We start from the raw sequence: 15,626 nt of genomic DNA on the forward strand, positions 1-15,626 counted from the left end.
GGCATAGTCCTTGTAAGGTATTAGTCAGATAGGTCTCGCGGATTCCCGATCCGTAAGGAGCGACACAATGATCTTCAGACAACTTTTCGAGCCCGACATATTCACTTACACCTATTTGCTCGGCTGTGAGCGTACCCGCCGCGCAGTGCTGATCGACCCGGTAGCGACCGAAGTCGACAACTATATCGATCTCTTGAAGAAGCTTAGTCTCAAGCTTCTTTACACGATGGAGACGCATGTCCATGCCGACCACATTACCGGTTCGGGGCTTCTACGGGAGCGCCTGGGGAGCAAAAGCGTCGTACATCGTGATGCAGGCGCTATGTGTGCCGACCTTCTGGTTACCGACGGCGTTCTGCTTCAGGTGGGAGACATCGAAATCGAGGTACGCCATACGCCGGGCCATACCAATGGCTGCGTCAGTTATGTCGTCGGCGATCGGGTATTTACCGGCGACGCCTTGTTCATCGGCGGGTGTGGGCGTACCGACTTTCAGCAAGGCGATGCCGGGCGGCTGTACGACAGCGTCACCAGCAAGCTATTCACGCTGCCGCCGGACACGTTGGTCTACCCTGGCCATGATTACAACGGTAATACGGTGTCCACTATCAAGCAGGAGGTGGCTAAGAATCCGCGGCTGGGCGGCGGGAAGACCCGAGAGGAATTCATCGATATCATGAGCAAACTCGATCTGCCATACCCCAAGTACATCAACCAGGCATTGCCGGCCAATCGAGCCTGTGGCCGGGAACCCGCCGTGCGTCACGGTTGAGGATCGCGTCGCCGGATGAACATTGCTGCAACCCGGCCTCTGCGCGTGGTTCGGAGGCTGGGTTGCGCATGATCTGATGGAGCGAGAACCATGACCCTAGTCGTCATCCTATCGCTCGTGATCGGCTTGCTGCTCGGGCTGCTCGGCGGTGGAGGATCGATTCTCACGGTTCCGGTGCTGGTTTATCTGCTCGATATCGAGCCGAAAACAGCGATTGCCACATCGCTGGTCGTCGTGGGAGTCACTAGCTTTGCTGCCGTCATTAATTATGCCCGACGCGGGCGGGTCTGTTGGCGAACGGGACTCATTTTTGGCGTTGCGGGTATGGTGGGCGCGTACGGCGGCGGACGCCTCGCGGCCTTTGTTCCGGGCGGCGTGCTGTTGTTACTGTTCGCTGCGATTATGTTCGCCACGGCTTTGGCGATGCTACGTGGGCGACGGCCAACCGGTGCGGATGCTGGCAGGGTCAAGCCGGTTTGTCCGCGCGATCTCCCTTTGTTGGCTATCATTTTCGACGGCCTCATGGTCGGTGCGCTGACCGGATTGATCGGTGCCGGGGGTGGCTTCTTGGTGGTGCCGGCGCTGAATTTGCTCGGTGCCTTGCCCATGCACGCGGCAATCGGCACATCATTGCTGGTTATCGCCATGAAATCGTTCGCCGGCCTCGCCGGATATATCAGTCATGTCAGGATCGATCTCCAGCTGGTTTCCATCGTTACCGGCTTTGCCGTCCTCGGGAGCCTGTTTGGTGGCTTGCTTTCGCGGCGTGTAAGCGGACCAGCGCTGCGCCGGATTTTCGCGCTGTTCGTCATCGGGGTCGCCTGCTACCTCTTGTACAAAGAGATCACCTTTGAATTAATCGCCGAAACGAAAGAAACGCTGCTGAAGCATTCTGATTTTCTTTGGGGCATGGCGACCATGCTGGGTGTTGTTGCAATCGTCTGGCTCTGGCGATGGATACATAGCCAAGGTTTGCACCAAAAAAAAAGCATGTACGCTGAATTACGGTAATGCGCCGGATGCCGCTGTAAGCGTGATTTCGGTAAGATTGCGCCCGTTTGCATTGAACACCGATCTATCGGACAGGACTAAACATGCGTTTACCGTTTCCCCGCTCGGGGCTTTATGCCATCACCCGGGAAGCTTATCCTGATGAGCAGGCCCTGTTTGATGCCGTGGCAGCCGCTATTCGGGGAGGGGCAGCGGTGATTCAGTACCGGGCCAAGACGCCGCGCGATCCGTTGGGCGAGACGGCCGGTCTTTTGGCGATCTGCCGTGCAGCCGGGGTGCCGCTGATTATCAATGACGATGTAGACCTGGCCCGCCGCATCGGTGCCGACGGCGTACATTTGGGCAAGGAGGATATGTCGCTGACGGAAGCGCGGGCCACTTTGTGGCCGGACGCCATCGTCGGCGTATCCTGCTACGATTCCGTTGATCTGGCAATCCAGGCCGAAACTTGCGGCGCTAGCTATGTCGCGTTCGGCCGTTTCTTCCCGTCCAAGACGAAACCCGATGCGCCGTGCGCTCGACTGGAAACGCTTGCGGAGGCCAAAAGCCGCCTTCGCATTCCTATCGTCGCGATTGGCGGCATAACGCCGGAGAATGGCGGATTACTTCTGAAAGCCGGTGCGGATCTCTTGGCCGTGATCGAAGCCGTATTCGGGGCGCCGGATCCGGGCGTTGCGGCGGCGGCGTTCTTGCCGTTGTTTAGCGAGAGCAAGAGCGAGTCGGCCGTATCGGAGATGCCCTAAAAAAAATCCTGCTTAGCGATGAATTTCAGCCAAGCGAAGTTGCCACGATGGAGATCAATTGTGAAAGTGCGTTTGGCCTTTAAGATTAGGCTAGATCGCTATCGTGTGCTGGAAATGGAGCATTCGATTCGGTCGCTCGGCCATTAGCCGGTACCCCGATCCCGTATAACATCCGCGGAATTATGGACTGGAGCTGGTTTTTCACTAATTTTTTCGCTGCGTTGCTCCTGCCTCCGCTCAACATGCTCATTATCGCAGCGTTCGGTTTCTGGCAGCTCAAGATACGGCCTCGGGTAGGTATTGGGTTGATCGCCGGTGGGCTTTTTGGACTCGGGTTGCTGTCGACACCTTATGTGTCTAGTCGTCTGTTGGCTACGCTCCAGGTTCCACCTCTGCCGAACTCGGACCACGATGCGGAAGCCATTGTGATTCTCGGTGGCGGCATTCGCTCGAGCGCGCCGGAATACGGCGGCGGTGCAACCATCAATGCGCGTACTCTGGAAAGGCTTCGATACGGAGCGTCCTTGTACCGCAAAACCGGAAAACCGATCTTGGTCACCGGTGGTGCCCCCGTAGGCGCCCCGGTGGAAGGTCCCATCATGCGCTCGATCTTGGAGAACGAGTTCGGCGTCCCGGTCCGCTGGGTCGAAAGCAGGTCCAGAAATACAAGGGAGAACGCCCAATTCTCCTCGCCGATTCTCAGGCAAGCAGGCATACGCCGGATTTATCTCGTTAGCCATTGCTGGCACCTGCCGCGAGCGATTCCTGAGTTCGAGCGGGAAGGCTTGGATGTGGTTCCTGCCGGAACGGGATATGTGTCGACGGGCCGCGTCAGGCTGTTCGATTTTGTGCCCAGCTACCTGGCCATAACCAACAGCGCCTTCGCACTTCACGAATGGATCGGGTTGGCGTGGTATCGGATCCGAGGCTGATGGCGGGCAATTTAGAGAGCGATCACAAATTGGCGCAGAGTCTTGTTAGCTCAACAGGCTACTGCAATCCATGCGCCGCCTAGTCATCTGGGTGAGCTCCGAAAGCAGCAGCTGCTGACTTAAGAAACAGTCCTAAGGGTTTCTTACCGCCATGGGCTCACGGAAGGGTGTCGCGAACGTTAAAACCGGCGAAGCCGACAGGCGTTCGTATTCCCGCCGAGCGCGTCTCGAAATTACCGTAGATAAGACTCGGCGCCGGATCTTTCGGATAGCGGGTGTCTCGTCGGTTTGGGTTTTCAGCCGCCCGGTCAACGTTGCCAGCACGGAAAGCAGAGAGTCTTCGACCGGACGCCTAACCGGGGCGCTCATTCGTCGCCCTGGGCGAAACGATTCATCAGGTTTTCGAGATCTACCGCCAACTGCAGAGCCTGTTCACTGGTGTTGGCCGTTCGTTCGGCTTCTTGCGCAATGGTCTTGGTTTTTTGGTTGATGTTTTCAATATTGCGCATGATCTCCTGGGTTACGCAGGACTGCTCTTCAACCGCGCTCGCCACTTGGACGTTCATACCGTTGATTTCTTCGATTGTCTCCGTGATCTCTGAGAGTGTGTGGTTACAGATTTCCGCCTGCTGCACGCTCGCCTGGGCTTGTTGCCGCCCCTTCTCCATCACGACTGCCGCCTCTCGCGCACCTCTCTGCAGCCGCTCTACGATTTGTTGGATTTCCCGTGTCGAGTTCTGGGTGCTGGATGCGAGCTTGCGAACTTCTTCGGCGACGACCGCGAAACCTCGTCCTCTGTCGCCGGCCCGGGCGGCTTCGATTGCGGCATTCAGCGCCAACAGATTGGTTTGCTCGGCAATGTCGCGAATCACTTTTACCACGAGGTCAATGCCTTTGCTTTCCTGTTCCAGTTGCGCGATGACCCTTGCCGCATTCTCGACTTCGTGAGCCAGGTCGTCTATCGCGATGCTGGTCTGCCCGACCGCCTGCTTGCCCTTGCCGGCTGCTTGCGTCGCGCGGTCGGCAGCGGACGCGGCTTCAGCCGCGCTGCGAGCGATCGCCTGAACGGTGGCGGTCATTTCGTCGATGGCAGTCGCCACCAAGGCGATTTCCGACTCCTGCTGGGCAAGATCGCTGCTGGTCTGGGCTGCGGCCTGGCGGGTCTGGGTCGCCATGGCTTGGAGTCGGCCGGCGGCGTCGTCGAAGCGCCCGATAACGGTTCGCAGTCGAGCCTGCAGGGAAAGCATGGCGGTTTGCAATTGGCCCACTTCGTCGTTCCGGCCGGCATAAACCTTTCGGGCGATGCCGTTATCGATGAACCGCTTGGAATAGTCCGCCGCTTGGGTGAGTGGCTTGGTCAAAAGCCGAGCCATGACGGCCGCAACTGCCAAACTCGCGGCGGTGGTGGCAACAAACACGGGATCGAACTCGCCCCGGACGAAATGGACGACCGGGAGAGGCGCTAGGGCGACCACGAATCCGACGAACGTTTTTGCTGCGAAACCCAGATCGGAAAGCGACGCTCGCTTTAGCTTTTTTTCGCGCATCGAACGGTAAAGGTTTTCTGCCCTGGCGACATGCTCAGGCGAAGGCCTGACTCTTACCGACTCGTAACCGACCACCCGGTCTTTATCGAGCATCGGCATGACGAAAGCGTCGACCCAATAGTAATCTCCATTCTTGCAGCGATTTTTTACGATGCCCATCCAGGGGTTCCGGTTCTTGATGGTGGACCAGAGATCAGCGAAGGCTTCCGGCGGCATGTCTGGATGTCGGACCAGATTGTGACTCTTGCCGAGCATTTCCTCGGCGGTGAAGCCGGCTACCGCTTGAAAGTCCTTGTTTGCGTACGTAACGATGCCCTTTAGGTCGGTGGTCGAGATGAGTTGTGTGCCGGCAGGATAGGTTCTTTCGTGATCGGTGACGGGCAGATTGATTCTCATAGGATCGCCTAATGGATTCCACTCGAACGGGAGTGCGGAAATCCGTTTTCCATGTCGGCCGTCGAGATAGGAGTCGTTTAGTTATTCTTGGAATTGCCGAGCGCGCTCGCATCCAGAGATGCAGCCGAGACTGCGTCGGGGACGACTTAAATTATAGGTAAGAGAGCCGTTTTTAAATGTGCGAACCGATTTTGTAGGCGTGTTTTAGAGAAATCTAAATCGCGTTCTCGGATTCGCATATTTGCCAAGCTGGACTAATTTTTAGGCCAATTCTCCTTAAAACTTCTGTCCACCGGGTCCGCAGCATCGTCGTGGTCTTTCGGGACGGCGCCGAGGTCAACCGCCCGCCCGGAGGTCCCGGTCTGTTGCTGCCTATTTCTTAGAGGTCCGTGATGCCTGAACAAACCGATACGCTGATTGGCCACCTGTTAGAAGTCCGCAATGGTCGATTCGTAGCCAAGTTGCTGAACGAGAAAGACGGTTTTCGCCCGACGCTGAAAGCGGCCGACGAGGTCAAGGTGGTCGGGCAGGTAGGTTCTTACGTGTCCGTCCGTCAGCACGGCTTTCGATCGTTGGCCTTGATCAATCACGTAGAGGCGGATCGTTCCGACGGGAGGCGCTGCCGTTCTGCGGCCGGCTGCTTGGTTGCGCTGACGCCGCTCGGGCAGATCACCGAGGATGGTGTATTCCATCGCGGGGTAAGGCATTTTCCGACACCCGGCGCGGAGGTTCACATCGTAGCCGAGGAGGAAATTGATTCGATTTTCGCGAAGCACCGGCAGTACCAGTTCGAATTCGGTCATCTCCACAGCCATCCCTCGACGGCCGTTCATTTGGATCCGTCGGCCTTGTGCAGCCGCCATTTCGCGATTCTCGGACAGTCCGGCTCCGGTAAGTCATGGTCGGTGGCAAGCCTTATTCAGCGCATGGTCGATGCCATGCCGAACGCACACATCATCTTGCTCGATCTGCACGGCGAGTATTGTTGGAGAGATCGAACCAGGGCTTTGCACTCCGCTTTCAAGCCGGAACAGACGCGTTATCTCGACGCGCGGGCGCTGGAGATTCCTTATTGGCTTATGACCTTCGCGGAGTTAGTCGACTTGTTGGTTGACCGCAACGATCCGGGAGCCGCCATACAGACGGCGTTTTTACGCGAGACGATTTTCGAGTTGAAGAAAAAGGAGGCAAAAGTCCTTGATTTGGAGACGATTTCACTCGACTCGCCGATCTATTTTTCCTTGCGCGAGGTTTACGAGACCTTCAAAGAAGCGAATGAATTCCGCACCGATTTCGGCAAGACCAAAGGCCCGCTGTTTGGTCAGTTCGACGAGTTTTTGGTCAAACTGCTAAGCCGGCTCAATGATGTGCGTTACGATTTTTTGCTCAATCCGGTGAGGCGAAACCGCTCGGAAACCCTGCCGGGGCTGTTGCGGGATTTCGTTGGCCTGGGCGATCCGAAATGCCAGGTCACAGTCATCGATCTGAGTCCGGTGCCGTTCGATGTTCGTCCGACGGTTTCTGCGCAGATCGGCCGGTTGGCCTTCGAATTCAATTACTGGAACCCGTTCAACCGCGAATTCCCGATTCTGCTGGTCTGCGAGGAAGCTCATGCCTACATTCCCCGTGAATCCAACACCCAGTTCGAAGGAACTCGCAAGAGCATGGAACGCATCGCCAAGGAAGGACGTAAGTACGGCGTCGGCTTGGGCGTGATTAGTCAACGGCCCCACGAGCTGTCGGAAACAGTATTGTCTCAATGCGGTACATATATCTGTCTGCGCATTACCAATCCCGATGACCAGGATTACGTGCGCAAGCTGGTGCCGGAAGGCGAAACTGATTTGGTCGATATCTTGACTTCTCTCGGTCGCGGTGAAGCGATGATTCTCGGTGAGGCGATCCCGCTTCCCACCCGGACCCAGATTCACAAACCCGATCCTACGCCCAACAGCAACGATGCGGATTTCTACACCGCCTGGACATCGGGTCCGGAAAACTTGGACATTGAAGGTATCGTTGACCGCTGGAGACGGCAGGGAAGGTAAGCCGGCGGTGGTCTGAGCAAATTTTTGCCGTTCCAAGGAAAACCTGGGGCGGCAACGCCTTAGCTCGGCTCGCTGAAGCTCTTCCACAACCTTATCCACAGAAACGGTGGATAACCACAGTTCTGCTTTAGTGGAGCGGCCTCGTCTCAAAGGTTATAATGCCCCCCGGTAATTGCGCTGCATTTTCATTGCGGCGCTGCTCCTTCACGGTACAGCGATCCCTCATGACTTCCTTCGCCAAAGAAATCATTCCGGTCAATCTCGAAGACGAGATGAAGCAGTCCTACCTCGATTACGCCATGAGCGTGATCGTGGGACGGGCCTTACCGGATGTTCGCGACGGCCTGAAACCGGTGCATCGGCGCGTGCTCTACGCCATGCACGAATTGAGCAACGACTGGAACAAACCTTATAAGAAATCCGCCCGCGTGGTGGGCGATGTCATCGGTAAATACCATCCTCACGGCGACGCCGCAGTTTACGACACCATCGTGCGCATGGCCCAGCCGTTCTCGCTGCGCTACATGTTGATCGATGGCCAAGGCAATTTCGGGTCGGTGGACGGGGATCCGCCGGCGGCCATGCGTTATACCGAAGTGCGCATGGCCCGGATTGCACACGAACTGCTTGCGGATCTCGAGAAAGAAACGGTCGACTTCGTTCCGAACTACGACGAATCCGAGAAAGAGCCTTCCGTGTTGCCAACGCGCATTCCGAATCTGCTTATCAATGGTTCGGCTGGCATCGCGGTAGGCATGGCGACCAACATCCCGCCCCACAATCTCAACGAAGTCATCGATGCCTGCTTGCTGCTGATCGAGAAACCGGATGCCAGTATTGCCGAACTGATGGAACACATTCCGGGTCCGGATTTTCCCACGGCGGGAATCATCAACGGGGCGAGCGGCATCCGAGAAGCGTATCTTACCGGGCGGGGGCGAATTTTCATCCGAGCCCGCTGCGATTTCGAGGATGACGGTGGGCGCACCAGCATCGTCGTCACCGAGCTGCCGTACCAGGTGAACAAGGCGCGGCTCATGGAAAAAATCGCCGAGCTGGTCAAGGAAGGAAAGCTGGAGGGTATTTCCGGACTGCGCGACGAATCGGACAAGGAGGGCATGCGCATGGTGATCGAGCTCAAGCGCGGCGAAGTGCCGGAAGTAGTGCTGAACAATCTGTATCAGCAGACCGCCATGCAGAGCGTGTTCGGCATCAATATGGTGGCCTTGGCGGATGGCCGCCCGCGCTGCATGAATCTCAAGGAGTTGCTCGCGGCCTTCATCGACCATCGCCGCGAAGTCGTCACCCGGCGCACGCTGTACGATCTCAGAAAGGCGCGCGAGCGGGCTCATATCCTGGAAGGACAGGCCGTCGCCCTCGCGAATATCGACGAAGTGATCGAACTGATCAAGACCTCGCCCACCCCGGCGGACGCGAAACAGCGGCTGCTGGAGCGCACCTGGCGTCCAGGAGTGGTTTCGGAGCTTCTGGCGCGGGCGGAGGACGCGATGCGGTCGCGTCCGGAAAACCTTGCGGTCGGTTATGGTTTGACCGAAAACGGCTACAACCTGTCACCCGAGCAGGCGCAGGCGATCTTGGATCTCCGTCTGCACCGCCTGACCGGTCTCGAACAGGACAAGATCATTGACGAGTACAAGCAGCTCTTGGCGCAGATCGACGAGTTCCTGGAAATTCTGGCCAGTGACAAGCGGCTGATGGAAGTCATCCGCGACGAGCTCCTAGCCATCCGCGAGCAGTTCGGCGACAAGCGCCGCACCCAAATCATCGAGGATCATCTCGATTTATCCGCCGAAGATTTGATTACCGAGGAAGATGTGGTGGTCACGGTCTCGCACGAGGGCTACGTGAAATCGCAGCCTCTCAGTGCCTATCGTGCGCAGCGGCGAGGCGGTCGCGGCAAGGCGGCTGCGACGACCAAGGAAGAGGATTTCATCGAAAAACTTATAGTGGCCAACACCCACGACACCATTCTGTGTTTTTCGAGCGTGGGCAAAGTGTACTGGCTCAAAGTCTACGAGCTACCTTCGGCCAGCCGGGCTTCGCGCGGCAAGCCTTTCGTCAATCTCCTACCGTTGGAGCAGGGCGAGCGCATCAATGCCATTCTGCCGGTGCGGGAGTTCGATGGAAGCCATTATGTGTTCATGGCGACAGCATCCGGCATCGTCAAGAAAGTGGCCCTAGGGGAATTCGAACGTCCGCGCCCGTCTGGGAAAATCGCCATCGATCTTCGCCAGGACGATTATTTGGTGAATGCTGCCATCACAGACGGCAAGCAGCGGGTCATGCTGTTCAGCAATGCGGGCAAGGCCGTTTGCTTCGAGGAGGACGACGTCCGGCCTATGGGGCGCGGCGCGACCGGCGTTCGTGGTATGACGCTGAACGACGGACAAAAGATCATCGCTCTCATTATCGGCACCGAGGGATCGGTGTTGAATGTCACCGAAAACGGCTTCGGCAAACGCACGGCCCTAAGCGAGTTCCCGGTACATCGTCGCGGTGGTCAGGGTGTGATCGCCATTCAAACCAGCGAACGTAACGGCTCGGTGGTCGGCGCTGTGCTGGTACAGGACTCGGATGAAATCATGTTGATCACGGACGCCGGCACACTCGTAAGGACGCGAGTCGAAGAGATTCGGGAACTCGGACGCAACACCCAGGGTGTGATGGTCATTCGTCTCAATCCGGGCGAAAAAGTGGTCGGAGTGGACAGGATTCCGGTTCTCGAGGGCGAAAACGAGGAATTGGCGGAGTCGAATGGAAACGAGGAGGGTGGCGATGGCTAGGATTTTCAATTTCAGCGCGGGACCGTCCATGCTTCCGGAGGCGGTATTGTTGCGCGCGCGCGAAGAATTGCCGGATTGGCACTCCACCGGCATGTCGATCATGGAAATGAGCCACCGGGGCAAGGATTTTGTCGCCGTCGCTGAAAAATCCGAAGCGGATCTGCGAGAACTACTGGCGATTCCGGCCAACTATAAGGTCCTGTTTTTGCAAGGCGGCGCGACCGGGCAGTTCGCGGCGGTTCCGATGAATCTGTTACGGGGGAGATCTAAGGCCTGTTACGTCAATACCGGTCTTTGGTCGGAAAAGGCCATTGCCGAGGCCGAGCGTTACTGCTCAGTGACCGTTGCGGCGAGCTCCAAGGAAAGTGGATTTGTGACGATTCCGGATCGCGCGGACTGGCGAATCGATCAAGATGCCGCTTATCTCCATTACACCGCTAACGAAACCATCGGCGGGGTTGAATTCCAGGACATCCCGGACTCGGCCGGTCTGCCGCTGGTTTGCGATATGTCGTCCAATATCCTGTCGAGGCCATTGGATGTCACGCGATTCGGGCTGATTTATGCCGGGGCACAGAAAAACATGGGGCCTTCCGGCATCGTCGTGGTGATCGTGCGTGACGACCTCATCGGGCAGGCTCGCGATGACACACCCTCGATCTTCAACTATAAGAAGCAGGCTGACAGCGGTTCCATGCTCAACACACCGCCGACCTACAACTGGTATTTGCTCGGCCTGGTACTGGAGTGGCTGAAAGAGCAGGGCGGATTGGCTGCCGTCGAGGCGCGCAACATACGTAAGGCGGAAAAACTGTATGCCGCCATCGATAGATCAGCGCTCTATTCGAATCCCGTCGACCCGGCTTATCGCTCCCGCATGAACGTTCCGTTTCGGTTGGCGAAAACGGACCTCGAAAAAACGTTTCTGGCGGAGGCTAGGGCGGCAGGATTAGTCAACCTCGAGGGGCACCGGTCGGTGGGCGGATTCAGGGCGAGTATCTATAACGCCATGCCTGAAGAAGGCGTCGATGCCCTGATCGAATTTATGCGCGAATTCGAGCGCAAATACGGATAGCTTGATGTTCAAGGTTCTCACGTACGACAACATTTCGATAGCCGGTCTGGAGCGATTGCCCCGCGACCGCTACGAGGTTGCGTCGGAAATACAGCATCCGGACGCTATCCTGTTGCGTTCACATAACCTCCACGGCGTGCCGATTCCCGAATCGGTCAAGGCGGTGGGGCGCGCTGGGGCCGGGGTCAACAATATTCCTGTCGCCGAGTATTCGAAGCGCGGCGTTCCAGTGTTCAACGCTCCGGGTGCCAACGCCAATGCCGTGAAAGAGCTGGTCATCGCGGGCATGCTGCTGGCGGCCCGGAATATTTGCGCCGCTTGGGATTTTGCCCGCCAGCTGGAGGGTGACGACGAAGTCATTCATCATCAGGTGGAAAAGCATAAGAAGCAATTTGCGGGTTTTGAGCTGGCGGGCAAGACTCTGGGTGTTTTGGGGTTGGGGGCGATCGGTGTCAAAGTAGCGAATGCGGCGGTGGCTTTGGGTATGCACGTGATCGGTTACGATCCTCTGCTAACGGTCGAAAGCGCTTGGCAGTTGTCTTCGTCGGTTGCGCGGGCCGCAAGCATTGACGATTTGATCGCCAAAGTCGACCTTCTCACGCTTCATGTGCCCCTGAACGATCAGACGCGCCACCTCGTGAATGCCGCGCGGATCGGTATCATGAAAAAAGGCGCCGTTTTGCTTAATTTTTCCCGTGCCGGCATCGTGGACGATGCCAGTGTTTGCAACGCTTTGAACACGGGCCACCTCACGGCGTATGTGACCGATTTTCCCTCGCGCGTTATGCTCAAGCATCCGCGAGCGATCGTCCTTCCGCACATCGGTGCCTCTACGGCCGAAGCCGAAGAGAACTGTGCGGTTTTTGTGGCCGATCGGATACGGGATTTCCTGGAAAACGGCAACATCCGGCATTCAGTCAATTTTCCGGACGTGGTCATGCCGCGTACCGAAGGCATCCGCTTAGGAATAGCCAACGAGAACGTGCCCAATATGGTGGGGCAGATTTCCAGTGCGCTGGCCGATGCCAACCTCAATATTCTCGATTTATTGAACAAGTCGAGAGGAGAGCTCGCATATACACTCATCGACCTTAATTCCGAGGTTCCGCCGGAAACGCTGGAACGCATCCGTGCCATCAAGGGAGTGCTCTCGGCCCGCGTCATATAACGAGTTGTCATGGCGAATTCGAATAAATCATCGACTGCTGATACTGCGTTGCTTCAGCTCCGTAAGGAGATCGATGCGATCGATGATCGCATCTTGGATCTATTGAATCAGCGTGCTCGCTGTGCTCAGCAAGTCGCCGAGATCAAAACTGCCGCTGGCGAGGTCGATTGTTTTCACCGTCCTGAACGGGAGGCGGAAGTGTTGCGCCGTATTGCCGAAAACAATCGCGGACCTCTGAGCCAAGAGGCAGTCACCCGTTTTTTCCGCGAGTTGATGTCGGAATGCCTGGCTTTGGAAAAACCGCTGGCCGTTGCTTTTCTGGGACCCCAAGGCACGTTCACGCAGCAGGCCGCATATAAACATTTCGGTCATGCCATTCAGGCGCTGCCTTTACCTACCATCGACGAGATTTTCCGAGCCGTTGAAAGCGGCGCTTGCCAATACGGCGTGGTGCCCGTCGAAAATTCGACCGAGGGTGTGATCACGCATACCCTGGACAGTTTTCTCCGGTCCTTTTTGCTCATCGCCGGCGAAGTGGGGTTGCGGATTCATCACAACCTGATGAGTACGGTGAGCAGTTCGGAGGAGATACGGGAAGTCTTCTCCCATCAGCAATCACTTGCGCAGTGTCGAGGATGGCTGGATCGTTATCTTCCGAACGTTCGGAGGACGCCCGTGAGCAGCAACGCCGAGGCGGCGCGACTGGCCGCGGTTATGCCGAATACCGCAGCCATAGCAGGGGAAGTGGCGGCCGAGCTGTACGGACTCACTATCCTAGAGCGCAACATCGAGGACGAACCCGACAATACCACGCGATTTCTGGTTATCGGACGAAACCCAGTCGGCGCCACCGGAAACGACAAGACCTCATTGCTTCTTTCGACCCGGAACAACCCCGGTGCTCTTTATGCCGTTCTCGAGCCGTTTGCCAGACATGGCATCAGCATGACTAAAATCGAGTCTAGGCCGTCTCGACGGGGGACGTGGGATTATGTTTTTTTCATCGACGTGGAAGGACACCGCGACGATCCTCGATTGGCGGAAGCCTTAAAGGATGTTGAGAAAAGTGTCACCATGTTGAAAATCTTGGGCTCTTACCCTCGAGCCTCGTTTTGATGCTTGATCCCGGTACTCGACTCGCTTCCATGAAAGTAGAACACCTAGCTGCTCCCGGAGTTCGGGCGCTCACCCCTTATCTGCCTGGTAAACCCATTAGCGAATTGGAGCGGGAACTGGGACTTTCCACTATCGTCAAATTGGCGTCAAACGAGAACCCGCGCGGACCGAGCCCTAAGGCGCTCGAAGCAGCCCGTCGCGCGCTATCCGAGAGCCATCTTTATCCGGACGGCGGCGGTTTCGAGCTCAAGGCTGCTTTATCGGCCAAACTCAATGTGCGGCCTGAACAGATTACCTTGGGTAACGGTTCCAACGACGTCCTGGAATTGGTGGCCCGCGTTTTCCTATCCGCTGAGTCGAAAGCGATCTATTCCGAGTATGCTTTTGCAATTTACCCCATCGTGACCCAGGCCGTCGGCGCGAAGGCTGCCGTTGCACCGGCCCATGACGGTTCACGCGGGCCTCGTTATGGCCATGATTTGCAGGCCATGGCGCAACGGGTAGACGAAACGACACGGCTGGTCTTCATCGCCAATCCCAATAATCCGACCGGGACCTATTTGACGAAATCGGAGTTACGCGGTTTTCTCGACCACCTCCCGAAAGATGTTGTCGCGGTAGTGGACGAGGCTTATTTCGAGTATGTCGATGCCCCGGATTATCCAGATTGCATTGCGTGGCTGCCCGATTTTCCCAATTTGATCGTTACGCGCACGTTCTCCAAGGCCTATGGGCTGGCAGGGCTTCGGGTCGGCTATGCCGTGTCGAGCCCGTCGATCGCCGACCTTTTAAATCGTGTAAGGCAACCGTTCAACGTCAACTCGGCGGCCTTGGAAGCCGCCAAGGCCGCACTCGAGGACGAGGAGCATCTGATCCACTCCGTGAATCTGAATCGAGCCGGATTGGTTCAACTGTGTGAAGCTTTTGCCGCGCGCGAGTTGAGCTTTATTCCGTCGGTCGGCAACTTTGTTACTGTTGACGTCGCGAAACCGGCAACCCCGGTTTACGACGCGCTGCTACGACAGGGCGTTATCGTCCGGCCGGTCGGCAATTACGGTTTGCCCAATCATTTACGCGTGACCGTCGGTACCGAGGAAGAAAACCGGATTTTCCTCGACGCGCTGGATCGCGTTCTGGCGCTATGATCAATCGTTTATGCATTATCGGCGTAGGGCTGATCGGCGGATCAGTGGCGCGCGCTGCCCGTGCCAAAGAATTGTGCCATGAGATCGTAGGCGTCGATGCCGACGCCGATAACTTGCGAAGTGCATTGGAATGGGGCGTCATCGACGTCGGCTTTTCTGATGTGGCAAAAGGCGCGGCAAATGCCGATATGGTCATGATAGCCACCCCGGTCGGAAGCTTTGATGTCATTTTCAACGCCTTGAAAGCGATTTGGCCGACCGAAGCAGTTGTGACGGACGCTGGCAGCACGAAATGCAGTGTCATCGAATCCGCCAAAAGAGTTTTCGGTGAAGTTCCCGACAATTTCGTACCCGGGCATCCGATCGCAGGAGCCGAAAAAAGCGGAGTGGGGGCTTCGACGGTTGATTTGTTTCAGGGCAAGCGGGTCATTCTGACGCCTCTCGAGACCACATCGCCTTCAGCCGTGAAGCGGGTCGAGCGTCTTTGGCAATCGATGGGCGCGAAGGTTTACCAAATGGAGCCCGCTCATCATGACGAGGTCTTGGCCGCAACCAGCCATTTACCCCATGTGCTAGCGTTCGCTCTGACGAACATGTTGGGGAAGAAAGACGAACAGCAAGAGATTTTTCAGTTTGCCGCCGGCGGATTTCGAGACTTCACCCGCATTGCATCGAGCGATCCGAAAATGTGGCTGGATATTTGCCTCGCAAACCGACGGGAGATCCTACCTCTGATCCACCAGTTCCGCGAGGAGTTAGCCGTGGCCGCCAGCCTGATCGAGAAGGGGGCCACGGACCAACTTTTTGCTTTGTTTGTCGATGCTCGCGGCGCTCGGCAACGATTCTTAGATCAACTTGAAAAATAGCAT

General features: G+C 57.0%; 12 protein-coding genes. 11 read left to right on the forward strand and 1 reads right to left on the reverse strand.

Features of this window, described 5'->3' with window-relative positions:
• Positions 1 to 67 precede the first annotated feature (67 nt).
• The 4 genes from QEN43_RS14715 to QEN43_RS14730 all read left to right on the forward strand — a co-directional run bounded on the left by QEN43_RS14715 (position 68) and on the right by QEN43_RS14730 (position 3,458).
• Entirely contained in the window at positions 68 to 772 is a 705-nt protein-coding gene (locus QEN43_RS14715; protein WP_317963371.1) for an MBL fold metallo-hydrolase, read from the forward strand.
• Positions 773 to 862: 90 nt separating this feature from the next.
• Entirely contained in the window at positions 863 to 1,783 is a 921-nt protein-coding gene (locus QEN43_RS14720) for a sulfite exporter TauE/SafE family protein (protein WP_317963372.1), read from the forward strand.
• Between the two features lie 83 nt (positions 1,784 to 1,866).
• Positions 1,867 to 2,526, forward strand: coding sequence for a thiamine phosphate synthase (thiE, locus tag QEN43_RS14725; protein WP_051331421.1), 660 nt, complete (start codon positions 1,867 to 1,869; stop codon positions 2,524 to 2,526).
• A gap of 182 nt (positions 2,527 to 2,708) precedes the next feature.
• Positions 2,709 to 3,458, forward strand: coding sequence for a YdcF family protein (locus tag QEN43_RS14730; protein WP_026609126.1), 750 nt, complete (start codon positions 2,709 to 2,711; stop codon positions 3,456 to 3,458).
• Between the two features lie 365 nt (positions 3,459 to 3,823).
• Here QEN43_RS14730 and QEN43_RS14735 read toward each other — a convergent pair whose 3' ends face one another.
• Positions 3,824 to 5,401 carry a methyl-accepting chemotaxis protein gene (locus tag QEN43_RS14735; protein ID WP_026609128.1) on the reverse strand — a complete coding sequence of 526 codons (1,578 nt, stop codon included), beginning with the start codon at positions 5,399 to 5,401 and terminating at the stop codon, positions 3,824 to 3,826.
• Between the two features lie 392 nt (positions 5,402 to 5,793).
• Between QEN43_RS14735 and QEN43_RS14740 the strand changes: the two genes are divergently transcribed.
• The 7 genes from QEN43_RS14740 (at position 5,794) to QEN43_RS14770 (ending at position 15,623) form a co-directional block, all read left to right on the forward strand.
• Positions 5,794 to 7,449: an ATP-binding protein gene (locus tag QEN43_RS14740; RefSeq protein WP_026609129.1), complete on the forward strand. Its 1,656-nt coding sequence runs from the start codon at positions 5,794 to 5,796 to the stop codon at positions 7,447 to 7,449.
• 224 nt (positions 7,450 to 7,673) lie between these two features.
• Positions 7,674 to 10,253: a DNA gyrase subunit A gene (gene gyrA / locus QEN43_RS14745; RefSeq protein ID WP_026609130.1), complete on the forward strand. Its 2,580-nt coding sequence runs from the start codon at positions 7,674 to 7,676 to the stop codon at positions 10,251 to 10,253.
• Complete coding sequence (gene serC, locus QEN43_RS14750; RefSeq protein WP_026609131.1) at positions 10,246 to 11,328, forward strand: 3-phosphoserine/phosphohydroxythreonine transaminase; 1,083 nt, start codon at positions 10,246 to 10,248, stop codon at positions 11,326 to 11,328. The genes gyrA and serC overlap by 8 nt, the downstream gene beginning before the upstream one ends.
• A 4-nt stretch (positions 11,329 to 11,332) precedes the next feature.
• Positions 11,333 to 12,496: a phosphoglycerate dehydrogenase gene (locus tag QEN43_RS14755; protein ID WP_026609132.1), complete on the forward strand. Its 1,164-nt coding sequence runs from the start codon at positions 11,333 to 11,335 to the stop codon at positions 12,494 to 12,496.
• Between the two features lie 9 nt (positions 12,497 to 12,505).
• On the forward strand, positions 12,506 to 13,612 hold the full coding sequence (pheA, locus tag QEN43_RS14760) for a prephenate dehydratase (protein ID WP_026609133.1): 1,107 nt from the start codon (positions 12,506 to 12,508) through the stop codon (positions 13,610 to 13,612).
• A 29-nt stretch (positions 13,613 to 13,641) separates the two neighbouring features.
• Complete coding sequence (gene hisC / locus QEN43_RS14765) at positions 13,642 to 14,757, forward strand: histidinol-phosphate transaminase (protein WP_026609134.1); 1,116 nt, start codon at positions 13,642 to 13,644, stop codon at positions 14,755 to 14,757.
• Complete coding sequence (locus tag QEN43_RS14770; protein ID WP_026609135.1) at positions 14,754 to 15,623, forward strand: prephenate dehydrogenase; 870 nt, start codon at positions 14,754 to 14,756, stop codon at positions 15,621 to 15,623. The genes hisC and QEN43_RS14770 overlap by 4 nt, the downstream gene beginning before the upstream one ends.
• The last annotated feature ends 3 nt before the right edge of the window (positions 15,624 to 15,626 follow it).

The sequence above is a fragment of the Methylocaldum szegediense genome (assembly GCF_949769195.1).
Classification (GTDB): Bacteria; Pseudomonadota; Gammaproteobacteria; order Methylococcales; family Methylococcaceae; genus Methylocaldum; species Methylocaldum szegediense.

Coding starts and splice junctions, on each gene's coding strand:
- QEN43_RS14735 (WP_026609128.1), bottom strand. CDS start 5,401: ATGAGAATCAATCTGCCCGTCACCGATCACGAAAGAACCTATCCTGCC.
- QEN43_RS14740 (WP_026609129.1), top strand. CDS start 5,794: ATGCCTGAACAAACCGATACGCTGATTGGCCACCTGTTAGAAGTCCGC.
- hisC (WP_026609134.1), top strand. CDS start 13,642: ATGAAAGTAGAACACCTAGCTGCTCCCGGAGTTCGGGCGCTCACCCCT.
- serC (WP_026609131.1), top strand. CDS start 10,246: ATGGCTAGGATTTTCAATTTCAGCGCGGGACCGTCCATGCTTCCGGAG.
- gyrA (WP_026609130.1), top strand. CDS start 7,674: ATGACTTCCTTCGCCAAAGAAATCATTCCGGTCAATCTCGAAGACGAG.
- QEN43_RS14755 (WP_026609132.1), top strand. CDS start 11,333: ATGTTCAAGGTTCTCACGTACGACAACATTTCGATAGCCGGTCTGGAG.
- QEN43_RS14730 (WP_026609126.1), top strand. CDS start 2,709: ATGGACTGGAGCTGGTTTTTCACTAATTTTTTCGCTGCGTTGCTCCTG.
- QEN43_RS14720 (WP_317963372.1), top strand. CDS start 863: ATGACCCTAGTCGTCATCCTATCGCTCGTGATCGGCTTGCTGCTCGGG.
- QEN43_RS14715 (WP_317963371.1), top strand. CDS start 68: ATGATCTTCAGACAACTTTTCGAGCCCGACATATTCACTTACACCTAT.
- thiE (WP_051331421.1), top strand. CDS start 1,867: ATGCGTTTACCGTTTCCCCGCTCGGGGCTTTATGCCATCACCCGGGAA.
- QEN43_RS14770 (WP_026609135.1), top strand. CDS start 14,754: ATGATCAATCGTTTATGCATTATCGGCGTAGGGCTGATCGGCGGATCA.
- pheA (WP_026609133.1), top strand. CDS start 12,506: ATGGCGAATTCGAATAAATCATCGACTGCTGATACTGCGTTGCTTCAG.